General features: G+C 70.8%; 20 protein-coding genes and 1 pseudogene. 11 read left to right on the forward strand and 10 right to left on the reverse strand.

The window, feature by feature from the left end:
* Window positions 1–5 precede the first annotated feature (5 nt).
* From KIS93_RS33355 to KIS93_RS33375, 5 genes are all read right to left on the reverse strand, one after another.
* Window positions 6–776, reverse strand: coding sequence for a M15 family metallopeptidase (locus KIS93_RS33355; RefSeq protein WP_186404549.1), 771 nt, complete (start codon window positions 774–776; stop codon window positions 6–8).
* A 194-nt stretch (window positions 777–970) separates the two neighbouring features.
* On the reverse strand, window positions 971–1459 hold the full coding sequence (locus KIS93_RS33360; protein WP_080043921.1) for a universal stress protein: 489 nt from the start codon (window positions 1457–1459) through the stop codon (window positions 971–973).
* A 13-nt stretch (window positions 1460–1472) separates the two neighbouring features.
* Window positions 1473–1709 (reverse strand): hypothetical protein, encoded by a 237-nt coding sequence (locus KIS93_RS33365; protein ID WP_080043920.1) that lies wholly within the window; start codon window positions 1707–1709, stop codon window positions 1473–1475.
* Window positions 1706–2134: a hypothetical protein gene (locus KIS93_RS33370; RefSeq protein ID WP_080043919.1), complete on the reverse strand. Its 429-nt coding sequence runs from the start codon at window positions 2132–2134 to the stop codon at window positions 1706–1708. The genes KIS93_RS33365 and KIS93_RS33370 overlap by 4 nt, the downstream gene beginning before the upstream one ends.
* Window positions 2131–3942: an MDR family MFS transporter gene (locus KIS93_RS33375; RefSeq protein ID WP_080043918.1), complete on the reverse strand. Its 1812-nt coding sequence runs from the start codon at window positions 3940–3942 to the stop codon at window positions 2131–2133. Before KIS93_RS33375 ends, KIS93_RS33370 begins: the two co-directional genes overlap by 4 nt.
* A gap of 96 nt (window positions 3943–4038) precedes the next feature.
* Here KIS93_RS33375 and KIS93_RS33380 point away from each other — a divergent pair, with 96 nt between their 5' ends.
* From KIS93_RS33380 to KIS93_RS33390, 3 genes and pseudogenes are all read left to right on the forward strand, one after another.
* Window positions 4039–4599 (forward strand): TetR/AcrR family transcriptional regulator, encoded by a 561-nt coding sequence (locus KIS93_RS33380; protein ID WP_080043917.1) that lies wholly within the window; start codon window positions 4039–4041, stop codon window positions 4597–4599.
* Window positions 4600–4764: 165 nt separating this feature from the next.
* Window positions 4765–6047: pseudogene (locus KIS93_RS33385) on the forward strand (glycoside hydrolase family 6 protein).
* Window positions 6048–6113: 66 nt separating this feature from the next.
* Complete coding sequence (locus KIS93_RS33390; RefSeq protein ID WP_080043915.1) at window positions 6114–7097, forward strand: LLM class flavin-dependent oxidoreductase; 984 nt, start codon at window positions 6114–6116, stop codon at window positions 7095–7097.
* Here the strand turns inward: KIS93_RS33390 and KIS93_RS33395 are convergent, their stop codons facing one another.
* Window positions 7098–7553 carry a hypothetical protein gene (locus KIS93_RS33395; protein ID WP_155128773.1) on the reverse strand — a complete coding sequence of 152 codons (456 nt, stop codon included), beginning with the start codon at window positions 7551–7553 and terminating at the stop codon, window positions 7098–7100.
* Complete coding sequence (locus KIS93_RS33400; RefSeq protein WP_080043913.1) at window positions 7537–8295, reverse strand: PAS domain S-box protein; 759 nt, start codon at window positions 8293–8295, stop codon at window positions 7537–7539. Before KIS93_RS33400 ends, KIS93_RS33395 begins: the two co-directional genes overlap by 17 nt.
* Before the next feature lie 97 nt (window positions 8296–8392).
* Here KIS93_RS33400 and KIS93_RS33405 point away from each other — a divergent pair, with 97 nt between their 5' ends.
* Window positions 8393–8611 (forward strand): hypothetical protein, encoded by a 219-nt coding sequence (locus tag KIS93_RS33405; protein ID WP_155128771.1) that lies wholly within the window; start codon window positions 8393–8395, stop codon window positions 8609–8611.
* 7 nt (window positions 8612–8618) lie between these two features.
* Here KIS93_RS33405 and fxsT read toward each other — a convergent pair whose 3' ends face one another.
* Window positions 8619–11150, reverse strand: a complete 2532-nt coding sequence (gene fxsT / locus KIS93_RS33410) for an FxSxx-COOH system tetratricopeptide repeat protein (protein WP_155128769.1) — start codon at window positions 11148–11150, stop codon at window positions 8619–8621.
* Window positions 11151–11300: 150 nt separating this feature from the next.
* On the opposite strand from fxsT, the gene fxsA reads away from it, so the two are divergent.
* The 5 genes from fxsA (at window position 11301) to KIS93_RS33435 (ending at window position 16608) form a co-directional block, all read left to right on the forward strand.
* A complete protein-coding gene (gene fxsA / locus KIS93_RS33415) occupies window positions 11301–11465 on the forward strand; it encodes an FxSxx-COOH cyclophane-containing RiPP peptide (RefSeq protein ID WP_080043910.1) in 165 nt (54 codons plus the stop codon).
* A gap of 265 nt (window positions 11466–11730) precedes the next feature.
* Window positions 11731–12435, forward strand: coding sequence for an SIR2 family NAD-dependent protein deacylase (locus tag KIS93_RS33420; RefSeq protein ID WP_080043909.1), 705 nt, complete (start codon window positions 11731–11733; stop codon window positions 12433–12435).
* Between the two features lie 10 nt (window positions 12436–12445).
* The gene (locus KIS93_RS33425) at window positions 12446–14083 is read left to right on the forward strand and encodes an nSTAND1 domain-containing NTPase (protein ID WP_080043908.1); all 1638 of its coding nucleotides are present in this window, start codon (window positions 12446–12448) and stop codon (window positions 14081–14083) included.
* A 48-nt stretch (window positions 14084–14131) separates the two neighbouring features.
* Complete coding sequence (locus KIS93_RS33430; protein WP_230465685.1) at window positions 14132–15328, forward strand: FxsB family cyclophane-forming radical SAM/SPASM peptide maturase; 1197 nt, start codon at window positions 14132–14134, stop codon at window positions 15326–15328.
* Entirely contained in the window at window positions 15325–16608 is a 1284-nt protein-coding gene (locus KIS93_RS33435; protein ID WP_080043906.1) for an HEXXH motif domain-containing protein, read from the forward strand. Before KIS93_RS33430 ends, KIS93_RS33435 begins: the two co-directional genes overlap by 4 nt.
* Here the strand turns inward: KIS93_RS33435 and KIS93_RS33440 are convergent.
* Both KIS93_RS33440 and KIS93_RS33445 read right to left on the reverse strand, forming a co-directional pair.
* Window positions 16605–17816 carry a S8 family peptidase gene (locus KIS93_RS33440; protein ID WP_186404551.1) on the reverse strand — a complete coding sequence of 404 codons (1212 nt, stop codon included), beginning with the start codon at window positions 17814–17816 and terminating at the stop codon, window positions 16605–16607. The two genes, KIS93_RS33435 and KIS93_RS33440, sit on opposite strands and share 4 nt — an antisense overlap.
* On the reverse strand, window positions 17813–18637 hold the full coding sequence (locus KIS93_RS33445; protein ID WP_186404552.1) for a hypothetical protein: 825 nt from the start codon (window positions 18635–18637) through the stop codon (window positions 17813–17815). The genes KIS93_RS33440 and KIS93_RS33445 overlap by 4 nt, the downstream gene beginning before the upstream one ends.
* 132 nt (window positions 18638–18769) lie before the next feature.
* On the opposite strand from KIS93_RS33445, the gene KIS93_RS33450 reads away from it, so the two are divergent.
* A complete protein-coding gene (locus KIS93_RS33450) occupies window positions 18770–19774 on the forward strand; it encodes an ATP-binding cassette domain-containing protein (RefSeq protein WP_080043904.1) in 1005 nt (334 codons plus the stop codon).
* Window positions 19771–20607, forward strand: coding sequence for an ABC transporter permease (locus KIS93_RS33455; protein WP_080043903.1), 837 nt, complete (start codon window positions 19771–19773; stop codon window positions 20605–20607). The genes KIS93_RS33450 and KIS93_RS33455 overlap by 4 nt, the downstream gene beginning before the upstream one ends.
* The last annotated feature ends 46 nt before the right edge of the window (window positions 20608–20653 follow it).

A 20653-nucleotide genomic window follows, 5' to 3' on the forward strand; every position in this document is an offset into this window, starting at 1 on the left:
AGGTCTTACCCTCCGCCCTTGGAGAAATGCTGGTAGTCCTTGGCTCCGGACCAGTAGCCGCCCCACTCCCAGCCCACCTTGGCAAAGGCCTTGACGACCTTGTCGCCAGGGTTAACCACACCTTTACCGCTAATTGGGCGCTCGGTGAACTTCTTGGCATTTTGGTGTGCCGTGCTGCCACTCGCGGTGACATATGGGTTCTCTCGGGGATTGATGTCTATTGCTTCCCCGTATGCGTGATTTGACCAGTTGCTCGACCCGGTAGCACGGCGGCAGTTGAAGGCCGAGGTGTTGTCGGCGTCGATCGAGTCGAAGTCGTCCGCCTTGTACGCGTCCACCAGCTTCATCTGCCTGATCGGCCAGCGCCAGTCGTACAACTTCTTGAAGACCTTCTCGATGTCGCCGGTGACCGTCGCGCGCACCACCAGCTCGCCGGTGTGCGGCTTGCCGTCGAAGCCCCAGTACGACAGCGTGACCAGCCGCAGGTCCCGGTAGTGGACCGGGCAGCCGGGGCGCCACGAGTACGGGAGCCGGTCGCGGGAGACCCGCGAGACCTTGGAACTGAACGCGGGCGGCCCCGTGGACGAGGGCGTCGCGGGCGATTCTTCGAGCGCCTGGTCGTCGGGCGCCGAGGTCGTGGAGGCAGGCGCGGGCACGGTGTCGGTCACGGTGTCGGTCACGGTGTCTGGCACGGTGTCGGGCACACTGGCCGGCTGTCCCGCGCCGCACGAAACGGCCCCGAGCACCACGAGCGCCAAGGCGGCAGCACGTCTCATCTGGCCACCATATGCGACGTCCGGCCAGGTCAGGGGACTATCGGCGCCGTCCGTGACCCTCGCGTCGCCTGAGGCGAGGGCCGAGAGGACGAGCGGGCGAGGAGCGAGGGTCAGGGGACGAGCGAGGCGGGCGGGTCGAGGGTGCGCGCGGGTCGAGGGTGCGCGCGGGGGCGAGCGACGAGGCGGGGCGCGGGTCAGGGGACGACCAGCACCGTACGATGGGCGCGTTTGGCCAGATGGGCCGCCACCGAGCCGCGCCACGGCGACCGCGAGCGCCCCACCACGATGCCGTCGGCCATGTGGGTGCTGGCCAGGCTCTCCAGCGCCCTGGCCGGGTCGCCGCGCAGGCTGACGAACTGCCACGGCACCCCGGCGTCGCGCAGCTCGTCCCGCAGCTCCTCGGCGAGGTCGGCGGCCGAGTCGGGGATGATCGGCGACCCGGCGAAGAACCAGAGGGAGGCGGTGTTCAGCGACTCCACGAACGCGATGAGCAACGCGGCGCCGTCGCGCCGGGCGAGCCCGGCCGCGTACGCGAGCGCGTTGCGGCTCGGGCCCGATCCATCGAAGCCGACCACGAGCAGGCCGGCGCCGTCCTTGCCGATCTCGAACCGCCCCGCGGGGAGCCGGCCCGTCGTGGGCTCCCACCGCGGGTCGGCACCAGGGTCAGCACCACTGCCGTACACGGCATGACTCGCGTCAGGAGTCGGCGTGCTTGCCGCGGCGGGCGAGGTCGCGCAGGGCGTCGGCCGCGTAGATCACGAGGGCGACGAACGAGAGCGCGGCGATCCCGCCGCCGAGCCACAGGTCGTTGACCGTCGCGTCCACGTAGGAGGCGCCGCGCGGCTGGTAGCCGACCGCGAAGGGGGCCGCGACCAGCCAGAGGCCGGCGAGGAACAGCACGATCAGGGCGCCGACGCCCAGTTTGGCCTTCATCGGTTCTCCTCCATCCCGACCAGGGGGGCCTTGCCGTTCTGGCGGTGCTCGCCAGTGCGGGGGTTGTGGTTGAGGTCCTCGCGCAGCGCCTCGACGAGCGGTGCGAGCAGGGTGGCCAGCTCGGCGGAGCTGGCCTGCGGGGCGGCGGCCACGGGGACGGGCTCCGGCTCGGGCTCGGCCTGGCGCGGCTTGGGCACGACGAGGCCGCGGACGACGAGCTCCTCGTGGATGGCGAGCACGAAGGCGATCGCGCCCACGAGGCCCACGACGGCGACGCCGAGGCCGGTGAAGAACTCGGACTGGGTGGCGTTCGTCCAGTCGGCGTCCTCCGGCTGCGTGCCGAGGGCGAAGGGGGCGATCATCAGCCACAGCCCGGCCAGGACGGCCAGGGCCGCCGCGACGGCGCCCACGAACTTGCGGATCATTGAGAGATTCCTCCTGTGACGAGGTCTTTCTGTGGGGGCGTGGCCTGCGCGATCAGAGCGCGCGAGGTGGGCCGCAGCACGGTGTGCACGACCGATCTCGCCCGCTCGCGCTCTGAGCGGTCGTCAGGCGGCGCCAGCTTGGCGACGGCGGTGAGGAGCGCGGAGCGCTCGCCGTTCACCCGCTCGACGCGCTGGGAGATGAGCTCCAGCAGCAGCCCGGCGAGGACGAGGTCGTCCTTGCTGAGCGGCTTGGGCTCGGGGGTCGCGGGGCCGCTCGTCCCGCGCAGCGGCAGCTCCTTGAGGAAGAGCGTGGCGAGGAAGCCGAGCAGCGCGATGGGCACGCCGACCATGAAGACGGTCTCCAGGCCGCGCGTGAACGCCTCCAGCACGATGTTCTTGATCGGCGCCGGCAGCATCTGGATCTGGCTGGGGCTGCCGAGCTTGACGTCGGCGCCGCCGGCGGCCTGGATGTGGGCGGCGGCGAACATCTCGGCGATCTCGTCCTTGAGGCGGCTCGTCAGGATGGCGCCGAACGCGGCCACGCCCACGGCGCCGCCCAGCGACCGGAAGAACGACACGCCGGACGTGGTGGAGGCCATGTCGCGCAGCTCGGAGCCGTTCTGCGCGGCCAGGATGAGCATCTGCATGGACAGGCCGAGCCCGATGCCCAGCACGGCCACGTCGAACCCGATCAGCCATTCGCTGGAGTCGACGTGCAGGCGGGACAGCAGGAACAGGCCGACCGCCACGATGAGCAGGCCGGCGACCGGGAAGATCTTCCACTTGCCGGTCTGGGTGACGATCTTGCCGGAGATCACGCCGGCCAGGAACAGCGCCACCACCATGGGCAGCGTCATCAGACCGGACTTCGTCGGGCTGAGCCCCTTGACGATCTGCAGGTACTGCGGCAGGTAGATCATCGCGCCGAACATCGCCATGCCGACGAACAGCGAGGCGAGGCTGGTCAGCACGAACGTGCGGTTGCGGAACAGGCGGGGCGGCAGGATCGGGTTGCGGGCGGTCCGCTCGGACAGCACCGCGAGGGCCAGCATGAGCAGGGCGACCGCACCCAGGAAGTACGTCCAGCCGGAGTTCCACTCGAACTCGTTGCCGCCCAGCGTCAGCAGCAGCATCAGCGCGCTCGCGCTGGCCGTGATGGTCGTGGCGCCCCAGATGTCGATCGAGGTGCTGCGCTTGACCTTCGGCAGCTTCAGCACCTTCTGGATGACGATGAACGACACGAGGGCGAACGGCACGACGACGTAGAAGCACCAGCGCCAGCCGAGCCAGTCGGCGTCCACGATGAACCCGCCGAGCAGCGGCCCCGCGACGGTGGAGATGCCGAAGACGGCCCCCATGTAGCCGGAGTAGCGGCCACGCTCGCGGGGGGAGACGATGTCCCCGAGGATCACCTGGGCCAGAGCCGACAGGCCACCGACACCCAGGCCCTGTACGGCGCGGGCGGCGATGAGCTGCCCCATGTTCTGGGACAGGCCCGCCACCAGCGACGCCGCGACGAACAACCCCAGCGCGGTCTGGAAGAGCAACTTGCGGCCGAACAGGTCGGACAGCTTGCCCCACAGTGGCGTGGAGACCGTCATCGTCAGCATGGTCGCGCTCGCGACCCATGAGTACTGGTCCTGACCGCCTAGCTCGCCCACGATCGTCGGCAGCGCGGTGCCCACCACGGAGGTCGAGATCATCGACGTGAGCATCGCGAGCATCAGCCCGGACATGACCTCGAGGATCTCGCGGTGGGTGTAGGTGCGCTGCTTCGTGGGTGATGCGGCCTGCGCCTGGGCTACCAAGACACAACATCCCCTTCTTACAGATTTATCCCACTTGAGTATACGCATGTTTACTAGCCGCGCGGTAAGTGGGTGTGCGCCCAGTAGAGTGCGGGCATGAACCCCCAGGTGACTGAGGCCAGGCCGCGCGACCGTGAGGCCACCCGGGAGCGCATCCTGCAAGCCGCTCGCACCCTGTTCGGCGAGCAGGGTTACGAGCAGGTGACCGTCCGCGCGATCGCCGCGGCGGCCGACGCCAACATCGCCCTGGTGGGCCGCTACTTCGGGTCGAAGGCGGGGCTCTTCGCCGCGGTCCTGCAAGGCGAGCCGACCTTCAGCGAGCTCTTCACCGGCAGCCGCGAGGAGCTGCCCCGGCGGCTGGCGGAGTACGCGGCCCAGCGCATGCGGCACCCGCCCGACAGCCCCATCCTGCGCACGCTCGAACGCTCGGCCTACCACCCGGAGGTGGCGGCGGCGGCCAGGGAGCGGCTGATCTCGGCGGTGCTCGGCCCGCTGGAGGCCACGCTCAGCGGCCCCGACGCGCACGCCCGCGCCCGCATGGCCGTCTCCGTCGTGCTCGGCATCGGCGCCATGCGCCGCCGCGTCGGCCCCGAGGAGCCGACGCCTGCCGACGTCGACCGGCTGACCGCCGTCTTCCGCGCGTGCCTGGCCGATTGAAACTTTCACCGCTCATCAGGCCGCTGACCTGCGGCGGTGCGGTGCGGATCGACCCGATGTCTTTGTCCGGCCCCGAACGCTACCTAGCATCCGGGGTGCCCGTGGGAGCGCTCCCACCCGACGGACGGAGTTATCTACATGTCTCGCAGAAGGCCCATGTTGGCGATGCTCGTCACGGCGGCCGCGATGGCGGCGGCCGGGGCGGTCGTCCTGTCCACCCCCAGCGCGCAGGCCGCCGACTCCGCTTTCTACGTGGATCCGCAGACCAACGCCGCCAAATGGGTGGCCGCCAACCCGAACGACAGCCGCACCCCCGTGATCAGGGACCGCATCGCCGCCGTCCCGCAGGGCCGCTGGTTCGCCAGCTACAACCCCTCCACCGTGCGCAGCCAGGTGGACGCCTACGTCGGCGCCGCCGCCGCGGCCGGCAAGATCCCGATCATGGCCGTGTACGCCATGCCGAACCGCGACTGCGGCGGCGCCAGCGCGGGCGGCGCGCCCGACCACACCGCCTACCGCGCCTGGATCGACCAGATCGCGGCCGGTCTGGCGGGCCGGCCCGCCTCCATCATCCTGGAGCCCGACGCCCTGGCGATCATGACGAACTGCATGAACGCCTCCGAGCAGGCCCAGGTCAAGGCGTCCATGGCGTACGCGGGCAAGAAGCTCAAGCAGGCGTCGTCGCAGGCCAAGGTGTACTTCGACATCGGCCACGACGGCTGGCTGTCGGCCTCCGAGGCCGCCTCCCGGCTGAACGGCGCCGACGTGGCCAACAGCGCCGACGGCATCGCGCTCAACACCTCGAACTACCGGGCCACGCCGGGCCTCGTCTCGTACGCGAAGAGCATCATCGCGGCGACCGGCGTGTCCAGGCTGAAGGCGGTCATCGACACCAGCCGCAACGGCAACGGCCCGGCCGGCAGCGAGTGGTGCGACCCGGCGGGCCGCGCCACCGGCACCTGGAGCACCACCCAGACGGGCGACTCCGCGATCGACGCCTACCTGTGGGTCAAGCCTCCGGGCGAGGCGGACGGCTGCATCGCGGCGGCCGGGCAGTTCGTGCCGCAGCGCGCGTACGACCTGGCGGTGGCGGCCGGCGGCACCTCCGAGCCGACGGGGGCCCGACCGGGGGCCCGACGGGCGGGCCCGGCGGGTGCACCGCCACGTACAAGGTGACGAGCTCCTGGTCGGGCGGCTTCCAGGGTGAGGTCAGCGTGAAGAACACCGGCTCGTCGCAGACGAGCGGCTGGAAGGTCGCCTGGACGCTCCCGAGCGGCCAGACCATCTCGCAGCTCTGGAACGGCAACCTGTCCGGCACGAGCGGCTCCGTCAGCGTCACGAACCTCAACTGGAACGGCACGCTGGCCGCGGGGGCGAGCACCACGTTCGGCTTCCTCGTCAACGGCCAGAGCGGCACCCCGTCAACGGTCACCTGTACCGCGTCATGAAATAACGCGCCTTTCGCGGCTGTTGTCCACTGCCAGGTCGAACCGCTCTGCGAAAGGCGCGTACTCATGGCTCTGCCGCTGTCCATCCTTGATCTGGCACACATAGGCGAGGGCGAGACCGCGGCGGACAGTTTCGCCGCCAGCGTGACCCTGGCCCAGCGGGCCGAGGAGCTCGGTTACCGGCGCATCTGGTACGCCGAGCACCACAACATGGACAGCATCGCCTCGTCGGCCACGAGCGTGCTCATCGCCCACGTCGCCGCCCACACCCGGACGATCCGCCTGGGAGCGGGCGGCGTCATGCTGCCCAACCACTCCCCGCTGACCATCGCCGAGCAGTTCGGGACGCTGGAGACGCTGCACCCGGGCCGCATCGACCTCGGGCTCGGCCGGGCGCCCGGCAGCGACCAGAACACGATGCGGGCGCTGCGCCGCAGCCCCGCCGCCGCCGACTCCTTCCCGCAGGACGTGCTGGAGCTGCAGGGCTATCTGACCGGCGAGACCCGCATCCCCGGCGTCAACGCCACCCCCGGCAAGGGCACGAACGTGCCGCTCTACATCCTCGGCTCCTCCCTGTTCGGGGCGCAGCTCGCCGCCATGCTCGGCCTGCCGTACGCGTTCGCCTCGCACTTCGCGCCGGCCGCGCTGGAGGAGGCCATCGCGGTCTACCGGCAGGAGTTCAAGCCGTCGGCGCAGCTCGCCGAGCCGTACGTGATCGCCGCCCTGAACGTGATCGCGGCCGAGACCAAGGAGGAGGCCGAGGAGCAGTTCCTGGCCTCCAAGCGGCTCAGGGTGAGCCGGTTCCTCGGGCGGGGCCGCACGTTCACCACCGAGGAGGCCGACATGATCCTCGACTCGCCGGCCGGGCAGCAGCTCGTGCAGATGGCGAAGTACTCGGCCGTCGGCGACCCCGCCGAGGTGAAGGCGTACGTGGAGCGCTTCGCCGCGCACACGGGGGCGGACGAGCTGATCGTGGCGTTCTCGGCGCCCGACAGGAAGGCGTGGCTGCGCTCGGCGGAGCTGCTCGCGGAGCAGCTCATCAGCGCCTGATCACTCCTGCTGGGGGTGGCGGAGCTGGTAGGGGCCGGTGGTCTCGGAGGTCGGCGCCGGCGACATCCCCGCCGCCAGGAGTTGTGCACGGAGCGTGACCACCGTACGGTCGAGCGCCCGGATCTGCGCCTGAAGGCGGCGGATCTGGTCGCGCATCGCCGTGGACGCGCTCTGCTCGGCGGCCAGGTCCGTGCTCACCTGGCTGGCCTGACTCTGCATCCGCGTGAGCTGCTTCTCCAGCTGGTCGAGCGCGTCCTCGTAGATGGTCTTGGCACGCAGGAACGCCTCGGCGTCCACCTTGGAGCGCTCCAGCTCCGCCTGCCGCTCGACCTGGAGCAGCGCGGTCTGGTGGGTCTTCCTGTTGGCGTCGGTGGCCGAGCGGAAGGCGAGGTAGGCCACTCCGAGCGGGACCGCGCCGATCGCGACCTGGATGAGGATGTCAGTCAGGCTCGACATCGGCGCCTCGCATGGGCCTGATCACTCCGGTGTAGGAGATGCCGTCGTCGCTGTGCCAGGCGTTGACGGTCAGCGCGATGGGGAACTCGCTGCCGTCGCGCCGCAGCCCGACCAGCGGGATGATGCGGCCCGCCAGCCCGGACACCCCGGTGGCGCGCACCTTGGCCAGGCCCGCGGCGTGCTGCTCGCGCAGGCGTGGCGGCATGAGGATGGTCAGCGGCCGGCCCACCGCCTCTTCGGTGCTCCACCCGAATAACTTGGCGGCCTGCGGGTTCCACGACTGGATGAGCCCCTGGGCGTCGGCGACGATGACCGCCGCGCCGCCGGTGGCGCTTTCGACCGTGACGGCCTCCGGCCAGGTGGCGATCAGCGCGATCCAGCCGCCGAACGCCAGCCACACCGCCGCCCCCACCCAGCCGCGCGGGTTGTCGCCGGTGAAGGTGGAGATCAGGTAGACCAGGCCGTACAGCAGGAGGAGTGCCGTGGCCGCCGCGAAGGCGATGCGGTCGGAGCGCAGGAACATCTGCACCAGGCAGAGTGCCCCCGTCGCGCACCAGGCCAGCGCCCACACGCGCAGCGGGGCGACGGCGGCCAGCGCCGCGTAGTTGGGGGCCATGCGCGGCGCGGCCGGGGGGAACGCCAGGGAGGCGGCGATGGCCAGGCACAGCAGGCCCACGAAAGCCAGCGACGCGCCGCGCCGGCCGATGCGGTGCAGGACGCGCGTGAGGGTTCCGTTACTCACGGTCGCTAGATTAATGCACTTAGTTAGTTTTTGCGGGTGGTTGCAGGAAGCGAACCGACCACTGGACCGGCCGGTGGCGGCTCGTTAGAGTAACCGCATGACTACAGTGGGTTACGACGTAGAAGCGCTCCGCACCGCGTTCCCCGACTGGTCGTTCTTCTTCAGCGACGAGGGGGTCCTCTACGCGACCAGGCGCGGAGTCCGGCTCGACGACGCCGACATCCTCAAGGGCCTGCACCAGACGGTCAGCGCCAACGACGTGGAAACGGTGGTCGACCTCCTCCAAGACCAGGAGCGCGTGGCCGCCATGTCATAGCACCGGGTCACAGCACGGGAGGGTCGAAGTCGAAGTCGAGGCGGCGGCGCTGCTCCGCCACGTCGACGTCGGGGTGGCCCGGCCCCAGCACGCGCAGGTAACGCTGGAGCGTGTCGGCCTTGAGCGCCTCCGCCTCGTTCTTCTCGCCGAGCTGGGCCAGGTCGACCACCAGGTTCGCGGCCGCCGCGAGCGTCAGGGGGTGGTCGGGGCCGAGCAGCTCGCGCAGCCGGCTCAGCGTGTTCTCGCCCAGCCGCCTGGCCCGCTCGTGCTCGCCCATCTCGGCCAGGTCGCTGGCGAGGTTGATCGCGCAGGTGAGCGTGAAGTGGTGGTCGCGGGTCAGCCGGCGGTCGAGCCCGTCGAGCGCCTGGTTGTCGACCCGCACCGCCTCGTCCGCGCGCCCGTTGACCCGCAGCAGCAGGGCGAGGTTGGTGTCGCAGCCGTACTTGAACGGGTGGTCCGCGCCGTACATCGTCTCGAACTGCGGGGTCAGCTCCTCCAGCAGGGCCAGGGCCTCGGCCGTCTCGCCCGAGGTCCGCTGCGCGTTGGCCAGGCACAGGCCGGCGGCCAGCGTGTCGGGGTGGTGCATGCCGACGTTGCGCACCTGCAGCTCGAAGGTGCGGTGCGCCAGGTCGAGGGCCTCTTCGGCCTTGGCGTCGCGGCGCTTGGCGATCGACAGGTCCTTCGCCACGCGCAGCGTCCACGGGTGCTCGACGCCGAGCTGCTCGACGCCGAACTCGTAGGCGTCCTCGCCGATGTCGCAGGCCTCGCGGTACTTGCCGCTCAGCCGTACGACGCGGGCCAGGCCGTTCCAGGACGACAGCACGTTCATGCTGCTGACCTGCGAGCCCGGCCGCCGCTGCAGGCGGAACGTGGTGGACTGCAGGTCGAGGGCGCGCTCGTAGTCGCCGAGCAGCAGGTAGTCGAGGGCGAGGTTGTTCATGGCGCGCAGGGTGCGCCGGTGCTCGCGGCCGAAGACCTCCTCGTGGCGGCGCAGCGAGTCGAGGTCGTGCTGCAGCGCCGCCGCGAAGTCGCCGCGGAAGCGCAGGTCGGCGCCGTGGCTGTTGAGCAGGAGCAGCGTCTCCTCGTGGTCTTCGCCCAGGACCTCGCGCATCCGCACGAGCAGGCGCTGGTTGAGGGAGAACGACTCGCCGAGGTTGCCCAGCTCGCGCAGGATGATGGCCTGGTGCCGCTGTGCCGACAAAACGTTCTGGTCGTCGTCGCCGCTGGTGGCCCGCCACTGGGCGATGCACCGGTCGACCAGCGACTGCGCCGACTTGAAGTCGCCGGAGGAGTAGAGGTAGCGCATCATCGTCAGCGTGAAGCGCCGGATGCGCGGGTCTTCCGACTGGTCCACCTGCGAGGGCGTGACGTGGCCGAGCAGGCCGCCGAAGCGGGGCCAGGCGGCGGTGTCGTCGGGCTCGTACGGGTCTGCCGCGGCCGCAAGGAGCAGGTGGGCCTCCTTGCGCATGGCCTCGCGCTCCTCGGCTGACAGCTCGTCGCGCAGCAGCGCCTGGACCAGGCGGTGGATCTGCAGCGTGCGGCTCGCCGAGTCGATCCTGACCAGGGCGTAGCGGCCCAGCTCGCGCAGGATGCGGCTGGTCAGGATGGGGTCGGCCAGCGTCTCGGCCAGCATCGACCCCTCGGCGAACTCGGGGGGCAGCCGGTCGAACAGGTCGCGCGGGATCGGCTCAGGGCCGAAGAAGGCGCAGCAGCGCAGCAGCTCGACCGCGATGGGCATGCGGGTGGTCAGCTGCGAGACCGACAGCGCCCACGCGGCCGACATCGACAGCGGGTAGTCGGCCGGCTTGTTGGTGCCGAGCAGCCGGGTGGTCTGCTCGTCGAGCAGCCTGAGGTAGTCCTTCACCGAGATCGTGGTCTCGACCTGGAGGGCGCCCGCCTGCTCCAGCGCCAGCGGCAGGTCGCCCAGCGCCTCGGCCAGCTCGTCGGCCTCGGTCTCGGTGATGCCGTGCGGCACCCGCTTGATCAGGAACTCGATGCTCTCGGCGCGGGGGAAGACGTCGACCGCCAGGGTGTCGACGACGCCCTGCCAGCTGTGGTTGCGGGAGGTGATCAGCACGTGCCCCGGGCCTCTGGGCGCGATCGCGTTGATCTCGTCGACCTCGTCGGCGTTGTCGAAGATCAGCAGCCACTTCGTGTACGGGACGCCGCGGCGCAGCGCGTCGAGCGCGGCCTCGGCCGCCTCCTCCACGCCCGTCGAGGGGCCGATCGGCAGCCGTAACTCGCGGGCGAGCCCGGCCAGCGAGGACTTCACCAGCATCGGCTGGTCGGCGGGGATCCACCAGACCAGTTCGTACTCCTTGCGGAAGCGGTGGGCGTACTCGATGGCGAGCTGGGTCTTGCCCACGCCGCCGAGGCCGTGCAGGGCGTGCGGCACCACCGCCGTGACGTCGGACATCAGCCCTTCGTGGAGCGACCGCAGCAGGTCGACGCGACCCGTGAAGTTCATGTTCCGCTGCGGTACCCGGCCCCAAATAGCGGGAAGTTGCCCGGATTCCGGCGAATAGTGCGAAACCGACACGATTACCGCCTCCGCTAGACCCGGTCTTTATTGGAGCTTAGACGTCGTGCAGATGCAGGTGAAGCCCACATAGACTGCCACTCTCGCCTTCAGTTCTCAACCGTGCAAGGATGAGACCCGCACAGTTGTCTTCCGGGCCCGGAGAGTGTTATGGACAGCGCAGAAGGAGAATACGGCGGCGGTCTTCTCGACGTCAGCGGATGGAGCTTGAGCGACCTCGACGGGTTGCCCTCCACCCCCCTGACGTCGGCCCTGCGCCGGTTGGTCGACGAGGCGGGGTCCGGCCCGGTCGCGGGGTTCCAGTCGGCGTTGTGAAACGCCGTTGCCGTGACTTGGCCTGAATCATCAGGATTGTGTGACAGATATTTAATTCTCAAGGCACATGATGTGATGTCGGGATGGGCGCGTGAAGGATGCCGACTGGGACCGCTTGGTCCGGCAGTTGCGTCGCGGGGATTGCACGCCCCTTCTCGGCGCCGGCGCGTGTTCCGGACGGTTACCGACCGGCAAACAGCTCAGCCAAAAATTCGCCGGCATCTACCGATACCCGTTCACTGACGTCCACAACTTACCGCGCGTCATGCATTACGCCGTCACGGCCAACGGCGACCCGGTCGACCTCAAGCATCAGGTCTGCACCTACCTCCAGGAGTACGAACCGCCCGCCGGGGATCCCCCGCCCGCGATCGACCCCCACGAGGTGCTGGCCAAGTTCCCCATCAAGACCTTCCTCACCACCAACTACGACGACTTCATGGCCAACGCGCTGCTCCAGGAGAAGTCGTGCCGCAAGAACCCCACCAGCACGTTCCCGAAATGGTGGGACACCGAGGAAGAAGAGCCCCACATCGAGCTGCCCACTCATGAGGAGCCGCTGATCTACCACCTGCACGGCCGCTGGGACGAGCCGGGCTCGCTGGTGCTCACCGACGACGACTACCTGACGTACCTGGTGAACATGGTCGAGGCGCGCGCCGCCAACGACCAGCCGCCGCTGCCCAGCACCGTGATCCAGGCGATGACCTCCCACCCTCTCCTGTTCGTGGGCTACAGCCTCCAGGACTGGAACTTTCGTGTGCTGTTCCACGGGCTGCTCAAGGCCATGCCGCTGATCATGAGACGCCGGCACATCAGCGTGCAACTGATGCCGGATCTGAACGAAAGCGTGGCCGACGCGGCAGAGCGCGCGCACGAATATCTGGAGAAGTATCTCAACGACTGGAGCATCACGATCTTCATCGGCACCACGCAGGAGTTCTTCGAGCAACTGCAGTGGAGGATGTGAGGGGCGGCGCATGCCGGACACCGATCCGCGCGTGAACCCGTACGTGGGCCTGCGCCCTTACCGGCGCGAGGAGAGCATGCTGTTCTACGGCCGGGAGCGGGAGGCGCAGGAGGTCGCCACCCTCTGGCAGGCCACCGGGCTCACCGTGCTCTACGGCGCCTCGGGCGTGGGGAAGACCTCCCTGCTCAACGCCGGGATCCTGCCGCTGCTCGACCCCGAGCGCACCGACGTGCTGCCCGTGGCGCGGATCGGCGCGCACCTGGCCCCGTCGGAGTCGGGCGGGAACCCGTACGTCGTGGCGCTGCTGTCGTCGTGGAGCCCCGAGCTGAGCCCGGAGCGGCTCGCGGCGTCCACGATCAGCGAATACCTGGCGGACAGGCCCGAGCGCACCGACCTCTACGGCGACCCCGTGCCGATCCTCGCGGCCATCGACCAGGCGGAGGAGATCTTCCACGGCTCCCCGTTCCTGGAGAAGGAGCGCAAGGCGTTCCTGGAGCAGCTCGCCACCGCCGTGCGCAAGCACCCCGGGCTGCACGTCCTGCTGTCGCTGCGCGAGGAGTACCTCTTCCTCGTGCTGCCCTACGAGCGCCCGATCGGGCAGGGCTCGCGCACCCGCTTCCACCTGCACCCCCTCAGCCTCGCCAAGGCGAAGGAGGCCGTGCGCAAGCCGCTCGTCCACACGCACCGGACGATCACGCGGGCCGCCGCCGACCTGCTCATCGACGAGCTGCGCACGGTCGACTTCGTCAACGAGATCGGCGAGACCTCGACCATCCAGCTCGACACCGTCGAGCCGATCCAGCTCCAGGTGGTGTGCTCCGCGCTCTGGGCGTCCCTGCCCGCGGAGGTCACCGAGATCACCGAGGACCACGCCCGCCTCTACGCCCAGGTCGAGGAGTTCCTCTTCGAGTTCTACAAACGCACGATCGCCGAGGTCGCAAGCGAGTACAACGTGCCGGCGACCGAGATCCGCTACTGGATGCGCAACGTCTTCATCACCGAGCACGGCACCAGGAACGCCGTGTACGAAGGGCTGCGTGCCACCCAGGGCATGCCCAACGAGATCGTGCGCGCGCTGGAGGACCGCCACCTGCTGCGCGCCGAGCAGCGGCTCGGCATCCGCTGGTACGAGCTGACCCACGACCGGCTCATCGCCCCCGTCTCCCGCTCCGACTCGCCCGAGTCGTCCCTGCGCGAGGCCCGCCTGGCGCTGCAGGAACGCGACTGGGAAGGCGCCAGCCGGCTGGCCGACGCCGCCGTGCGGGCCGCCGACGCGGGCGCCTCCTGGGTACGCGCGGAGGCGGCGGAGATCTTCGCCAGCGTCGCCGCCGCCAGAGGGGAGATCCACATCGCCCGCAAGTACTGCGAGGAGGCGGCGGGCATCTTCGCCGAGCGGCAGCGCTTCGACGGCGTGGCCAGGGCGCTGACCACCGACGGCCTCCTGTGGCTGGCTCAGGGAGATCCGATGCGGGCCATCGAACGCATCAGCGCCGCTCTCAACTGGGCGCCGAACGACGTGGCCGCCCGCGTCGCGCTGGCCGAGGCGCTGCTCAAATCGGGCACTCCGAAGGCGGCCGACGCGATCATCAGCGGCCTGCCTTCAGATCTTGCCCAGCAGACCCTGAAAAAGCTTCGCGACCCTTCGTGACTGATTATGCTCGACGGCCATGACACCAGACCCGGGGGCAGGCCGGCCTTGCCTGAGTGGCCTCTAACACTCGACCTGGCCGCGCTGGCGGCGAGCGGCTGGCGGCCCACCCCGTTCCGGCAGTTCATCCTGAAAATTCACAGCAGATGTGACCTCGCCTGCACGTACTGCTACATGTACGAGATGGCCGACCAGAGCTGGCGGTCACAACCACTGCGCATGGCGCCCGACGTGGTGACGGCGGTCGCGGCGCGCATCGCCGAGCACGTACGCGCGCACGACCTCCCGTCCGTCGAGCTGATCCTGCACGGCGGCGAGCCGCTCCTCGTCAGCCCCGAGGAGATCGAGCGGCTGGTCGGCACCGTGCGCGACGCGGTCGAGGCCGACGTCGCCGTGACCGCGCAGACCAACGGGGTGCGGCTCGACCGGACGTACCTGAGCCTGTTCGACCGGCTCGGCATCGGCGTCGGCGTCAGCCTCGACGGCGACCGGCAGGCGCACGACCGCAGCCGCACCACCGCCGACGGGCGGGGCAGCTACCACAAGGTGGCCGCCGGCCTGCGACTGCTGGCCGAGCCGCCGTTCGAGCGGCTGTTCCGCGGCCTGCTGTGCATCGTCGACCTGCGCAACGACCCGACGGAGACCTACCGGGCCCTGCTCGGCTTCGGGCCGCCCACGATCGACTTCCTGCTGCCGCACGGCACCTGGGCGCAGCCGCCGCCCGGGCTGGGCCGCGACGACGGCGCGACGCCGTACGCGGACTGGCTGATCGAGATCTTCGACCAGTGGTACGCCGCGCCCGCCCGGCCCGCGAACGTGCGCCTGTTCGACGAGATCATCTACCTGCTCGTCGGCGGGGCGTCGGCCAGCGAGCAGATCGGCCTGTCACCCACTGCCATGGTGGTCGTGGAGACGGACGGCACGATCGAGCAGTCGGACATCCTCAAGTCCGCCTACGAGGGTGCACCACTCACCGGGCTGCACGTGTCGCGCGATTCCTTCGACGACGCGCTCCGCCTGCCCGGCATCGCCGCACGTCAGATCGGCTGGGACGCGCTGTCGGACACGTGCCGCGCCTGCGAGGTCGCGCGCGTCTGTGGCGGCGGCCACTATGCTCATCGCTATCGGCCTGGCAGCGGATTCCGCAACCCCTCGGTCTACTGCGCCGACCTGCTGCGACTCATCACTCACGTCGCAAACACGATCAAACGTGACCTCATGGCACTGCAGAAGGACTTCCGATGAACCTCGCAGAGCACCGCATCCCCGCCTCGGCCTTCGACGAGCTCGCCTCGGGCGCCGGCGGGACGGACACCGTCGAACGGCTCAAGGCCGGCCAGCGCAGCAGGCACCTCCTCCTCGTCCGCGGCGTGCTGGAAACCACCCGCGACGCCGGCCACGCCCGCTGGCCCGAGGTGCGCCGGGCCTACGACCTGCTCGCGAGCATCCAGGCCGCCCATCCGGAGGCGGTCAACGCCGTGCTCCACCACCCCTCCGTCGGCGCCTGGGCCCGCCACACCATCCAGACGCTCGAAAGCCCCGAGCGCATGTCGGCCATCGCCGCGGCCGCCGCCATCCGTGCCCGCTTCGCCTGCGACCTCGACGTCGCCGTGGCCGATGGCGTGCTCAACCTGCCCTCGCTCGGCCGGCTCACCGTCGGCCCCGGCGTCACCGCCGTCACCGTGCACTGCTCCGCCGACGGCGCCGAGGTCTCCGTGGGCGGCAGGTTCCTGCAGATCAGCGACGACGAGCCGGCCTGGCGGCCGCTGCACCGCCTGTCCGCCCGGGCCGGCGGCGAGCACATCGACGTGCTCATCGACGACCTCGACCCGCACCGCATGCCGGGCTCGGGGGCGCTGCGCGACCCGCTGACCCCGCAGGAGGCCGGGCACTGGCAGGAGCTCCTCGACGGCGGCTGGGACCTGCTCGTCCGCAACCACCTGCCCATGGCCAAGCAGGTGTCGGCGGCCATCACCGTCTTCACCCCGCTGTCGCCGCCGCCCGACGGCATGTCCAGCGCCACCTCGCGCGAGACGTTCGGCTGCATCGCCATGTCCACGCCGCCCGACGCCCACGCGCTCGCGGTCACGCTCGCGCACGAGACCCAGCACGCCAAGCTCTCGGCGCTGCTCGACATCGTGCCCCTGACCAGGCCCGACGACGGCTCCCGCTACTACGCGCCGTGGCGCCCCGACCCGCGGCCCGCCGCCGGGCTGCTCCAGGGCACCTACGCCTACGTCGGGGTCACCGACTTCTGGGAGCGCCAGCGGCACCACGAGAGCGGCGAGTCGGAGGTGCGGGCCAACGCCGAGTTCGCCCGCTGGCGCTCGGCCGCCCGGCTGGTCGCCGGCACGCTGCTCGACAGCGGGGCGCTGACGCCGCCCGGGGTGAGCTTCGTGCGCGGCATGGCCCGGCGGCTGGACGCGTGGGCCCGCGAGCCGGTGCCCGCCGCGGCGGCCACCCTCGCGGAGGGGGCCGCCGACCGGCATCGGTCGTTGTGGCGGGAACGCAACTCCCGCTCCTAGAAACCAGGCCCGGGCATCCGGGGGTGGTGTACGGGGCGGGCTTTGGGGCGGCGCATGAGCAGCGCGGCGACCACCAGGAACAGCAGCCCCACGCCGACGCCCACCCCGCCGACGGCCACGTAGGACATGTCCATCGGCGGGTTGGTGGTCGGCGCGGCCACCGGCCCGTCACCGAAGTACTTCTCCCCCTTGTACGGCGCCGCCGCGATCTCGGAGTCCTTGGCCGAGCCCGCCGCCCGCACCGCCGCCGCCGCGTCGACCAGCCCGAACCCGAGGAACACGGTGTAGCCGGACGGCGGCTTGCGGGCGGTCTTCACCAGGATGTCGCGCACCTGGCGGGGCGTCAGGTCCGGGTTGCGGGACAACATCAGCGCCACGGTGCCCGCCGCGAGCGCGCACGCGGGCGAGGTGCCGTCCCCCATCCGGTAGCCGCCGCCGTTGTCGGCGGCGTAGATGTCCACGCCCGGCGCGGCGATCTGGTTGTACGTGTGCACCTGCGAGAACGAGGCCCGCCCGCCGTCCGGCCCCATGGCGGCCACCGCGATCACCCCCGGGTAGGCGGCCGGGTAGGAGACGACGTTGTTCGCGTCCACCTCCAGCGGGTCGGTGGAGCCGCCGTTGCCGGCGCTGGCCAGCAGGACGACGCCCTTGCCGAGGGCGTAGTCGACGGCCGCCGCGGTGAGCTCGTCGTAGTCGCTGCCGAGGCCCCACTCGTCGCTGCCGAGCGACATGGAGATCACCTGGGCGCCCTTGTCGGTGGCGTACCGGATGCCCTTGGCCAGCGCGGTGGCGGCCTTCCTGCTCTGCTCGCCGGCGGGGCCGCCCGATTCGGCGGCCCGCTCGGCGCGCTTGCGCGCCGGGTCCTCCTTGTCCCACAGCACCCGCACGTCGAGCACCTTGGCCTGCGGCGCGACCCGCAGCACGCTGGAGGCCATCGCGGTGCCGTGCTCGCCCCAGTACGACTGCCCCGGCCTGGCGCCGCCGCCGATGAAGTCGGGGCCGGTGGTGACCCGGCCGCGGAACTCGGGATGGTCGCGCATCACCCCGGAGTCCAGGACCGCGACCGTGACGCCCTTGCCCTGCCCGAGCCGCTGGGCGGCGGGCACCCGCATGACCGTCTGCTCCCATCCGCGCGGCGCCTCGGCCACGGCGGGGGTCGCGGTGGCCACGACCAGGCCGATGACCACAGTGGCCAGCCGGCGGATCACGCGCCCACCTTCCTCGCCTCGGCCTGCACCCTCGTGGAGATGCTCTCCGCGAGGCCCTGGGCGGTGTGCGCCCACGGCTCGCGGTCCTCCTTCTGCGGGTAGGCCCGCCTGCCCCACGGCAGCGGCAGCCGTCCAGGAACGCGGCCGTCGGCGGGCCCGGCGGTGACCGCCACGTACAGGGGCGTGTCGCCGATGCTCCAGCCGCCGTTGCCGGCGCGGGTGGCGTCCTTCCACTGGGTGCCGGGCGCGGGCAGGGCGCGTACGACGTGCTCCGGCTGGTCGTCCGCCGCTTCCATGACGTCCTGCAGCTCCTGGCGGGCGTACTGGTTGTCGCGGAAGGCGATCAACGCGACGGTGGCGGCGGTTCCTCCGGTGTCGTCCAGGTACGTGGCGCGCAGGACGGCGACGCAGCCGCCCTTGACGGCAGCGGCGGCCAGCCCGCCGGACAGCGCCTTCTCGCACGAGGTGTCGGAGGAGATGGCCGCCCTGGTCCAGCCGCGCTCGTCGTTCGGGTCGCGGTAGGTCTTGTCGGGGTGCTCGCGGCCGAGCCGCGCGGGGAACAGCGTCTCGACGGGCACGTTGCGCCACAGGTCCTTGGTGTAGGCGGGGTTGTGGATGACCTGCCGGCTGTTGGTGTACGCCTTCGCGATGAACGCGCCGCCGCCCAGCAGGGCCAGCAACCCGAAGCCCGCGGCGACCAGCCCGAGGAGGATCCGCCACGCCTTGCGGGGCGGCCGGGCAGGAGGCGGGGGCGGTGCTTGGGGTGGCCATGGTGCGTGAGGGGGATGGATCCCCGGCCCGGAGCCGGACGGGGGGTACATCAGTCATCTCTCCTGTCGTGCGAGCCGGGCCGCTCGGTTTCGGTCAGTTTGGGCGTCTTGACCTTATCGTTCGTGAGACCTGGTGAAACCACGTGAGGGCGTCGTGAAACCGCCGTCCCCGACAGTGGAGCCATGAACATCGCAGAACTCGGACGTACCGGGGGCGGCGAACCGGCCGTACGTACGGAAGGTCTGGCGAAGTCGTTCGGCGAGCACCGTGCCGTCGACGGGATCGACCTGGAGGTGCGCCCCGGCGAGATCTTCGGCGTCCTCGGGCCGAACGGCGCCGGCAAGACCACCACCCTCCGCATGCTCGCCACCCTGCTCAAGATCGACGCCGGCCGCGCGGAGATCTTCGGCGTTGACGTGGCCGGCAACCCCCACGTCATCCGCCAGCTCGTCGGTGTCACCGGACAGTACGCCTCCGTCGACGAGAACCTGACCGCCCGCGAGAACCTGTGGCTCTTCAGCCGCCTCCAAGGCGTCCCCGCCGGCCGTGCGCGCGGCATCGCCATCGACCTGCTCGCCCAGTTCGGCCTGGAGAAGGCCGCCGACAAGCCGATCGCGCAGTTCTCCGGCGGCATGCGCCGGCGCCTCGACCTCGCGGCCAGCCTCATCACCCGACCACCGCTGATCTTCCTCGACGAGCCGACCACCGGCCTCGACCCGCGCACCCGCGGCCAGATGTGGGACACCATCCGCAGCCTGGTCGCCGACGGCTGCACGGTGCTGCTGACCACGCAGTACCTCGACGAGGCCGACCAGCTCGCCGACCGCGTCGCCGTCATCGACCACGGCCGCAAGGTCGCCGAGGGCACCCCCGACGAGCTGAAGAGCGCCGTCGGCAACTCCACCCTCCAGCTGCTGCTCGCCGAGCCCGCCGAGGTGCCCGCCGCCGTGGAGGTCGTCCGGCGCGTGCTCGGCTCCGAGCCGGTGCTCAGCCCCGAGCAGGGCCGGCTCAACGTCGCGCTCGACCGCGCCGACCTCGCCGCGGACGTGCTCATCGCGCTGCGCACCGCCGGGCTGTCGATCTCCTCGGTGAGCGTGGCCAAGCCCAGCCTGGACGAGGTGTTCCTCGTTCTCACCGGACACGAGACGGACGACCACGGCGACAGAGCCCTGGAGGAGAGCCGATGACCAGCACCATCGCCCCCGCCCGCGAGGCGGTCCAGGCCGCCGACCGGGTGGCCGCGGCCCGCCGGCGCGTCACCGTGGGGGAGACGATCGCCCAGACGCTGACGATGGCGTGGCGCGCGCTGAAGAAGATGCGCAGGAACCCCGAGCAGTTCTTCGACGTGGCTCTGCAGCCCATCCTGTTCACCGCGATGTTCGCCTTCATCTTCGGCGGCGCCATCGCGGGCGACGTGGAGAGCTACCTGCCCCTGATGATCCCCGGCATCCTCGCCCAGACCGTGCTGACCACCTGCATGGCCACCGGCACGCAGCTGCGTGAGGACATGGAGAAGGGCGTCTTCGACCGGTTCAAGTCGCTGCCGATCGCCCGCATCGCGCCGCTCGCCGGGCCGATGGTGGCCGACCTGCTGAGGTACGCGATCGCGGCCACCCTGACGTTCGGCATGGGCCTGGTCATGGGGTACCGGCCGGGCGGCGGCGTCGCCGGCGTGCTCGGCGCGATCCTGCTCGCCATCTTCACCGGATGGTCGCTGGCGTGGGTCTTCACCTGGGTCGGCACGATCGCCCGCAGCGCGCAGGCCGTTCAGGGCATCTCGATGATGATCCTGTTCCCGCTGACGTTCCTGTCGAACGCGTTCGTCCCCGTGGAGACGCTGCCCGGCTGGCTGGAGGCGTTCGTCCGGGTCAACCCGGTGTCACAGCTGGTCACGGCCGCCCGCGACCTCGCCAACGGCGGGCTCGTCAGCGGCTCGGTGGCCTGGACGCTCCTCGCGTCGCTGATCGTCATCGCCATTTTCGCGCCGCTGTCGGTGCGCAGCTACAAGCGGCACATGTGAGGCGCGGCGGCCACGTACCCGCTCGATGCAGGCACGCGCCTCGTCG

The organism is [Actinomadura] parvosata subsp. kistnae (genome assembly GCF_900323885.1).
Taxonomy (GTDB): Bacteria; Actinomycetota; Actinomycetes; order Streptosporangiales; family Streptosporangiaceae; genus Nonomuraea; species Nonomuraea composti.

What these genes read in the sequence shown, in the direction of transcription:
- KIS93_RS33355 (WP_186404549.1), bottom strand. Translation starts at nt 776, where the DNA reads ATGAGACGTGCTGCCGCCTTGGCGCTCGTGGTGCTCGGGGCCGTTTCG.
- KIS93_RS33365 (WP_080043920.1), bottom strand. Translation starts at nt 1,709, where the DNA reads ATGAAGGCCAAACTGGGCGTCGGCGCCCTGATCGTGCTGTTCCTCGCC.
- KIS93_RS33370 (WP_080043919.1), bottom strand. Translation starts at nt 2,134, where the DNA reads ATGATCCGCAAGTTCGTGGGCGCCGTCGCGGCGGCCCTGGCCGTCCTG.
- KIS93_RS33380 (WP_080043917.1), top strand. Translation starts at nt 4,039, where the DNA reads ATGAACCCCCAGGTGACTGAGGCCAGGCCGCGCGACCGTGAGGCCACC.
- KIS93_RS33390 (WP_080043915.1), top strand. Translation starts at nt 6,114, where the DNA reads ATGGCTCTGCCGCTGTCCATCCTTGATCTGGCACACATAGGCGAGGGC.
- KIS93_RS33395 (WP_155128773.1), bottom strand. Translation starts at nt 7,553, where the DNA reads ATGTCGAGCCTGACTGACATCCTCATCCAGGTCGCGATCGGCGCGGTC.
- KIS93_RS33405 (WP_155128771.1), top strand. Translation starts at nt 8,393, where the DNA reads ATGACTACAGTGGGTTACGACGTAGAAGCGCTCCGCACCGCGTTCCCC.
- fxsA (WP_080043910.1), top strand. Translation starts at nt 11,301, where the DNA reads ATGGACAGCGCAGAAGGAGAATACGGCGGCGGTCTTCTCGACGTCAGC.
- KIS93_RS33420 (WP_080043909.1), top strand. Translation starts at nt 11,731, where the DNA reads ATGCATTACGCCGTCACGGCCAACGGCGACCCGGTCGACCTCAAGCAT.
- KIS93_RS33425 (WP_080043908.1), top strand. Translation starts at nt 12,446, where the DNA reads ATGCCGGACACCGATCCGCGCGTGAACCCGTACGTGGGCCTGCGCCCT.
- KIS93_RS33435 (WP_080043906.1), top strand. Translation starts at nt 15,325, where the DNA reads ATGAACCTCGCAGAGCACCGCATCCCCGCCTCGGCCTTCGACGAGCTC.
- KIS93_RS33445 (WP_186404552.1), bottom strand. Translation starts at nt 18,637, where the DNA reads ATGTACCCCCCGTCCGGCTCCGGGCCGGGGATCCATCCCCCTCACGCA.
- KIS93_RS33450 (WP_080043904.1), top strand. Translation starts at nt 18,770, where the DNA reads ATGAACATCGCAGAACTCGGACGTACCGGGGGCGGCGAACCGGCCGTA.
- KIS93_RS33455 (WP_080043903.1), top strand. Translation starts at nt 19,771, where the DNA reads ATGACCAGCACCATCGCCCCCGCCCGCGAGGCGGTCCAGGCCGCCGAC.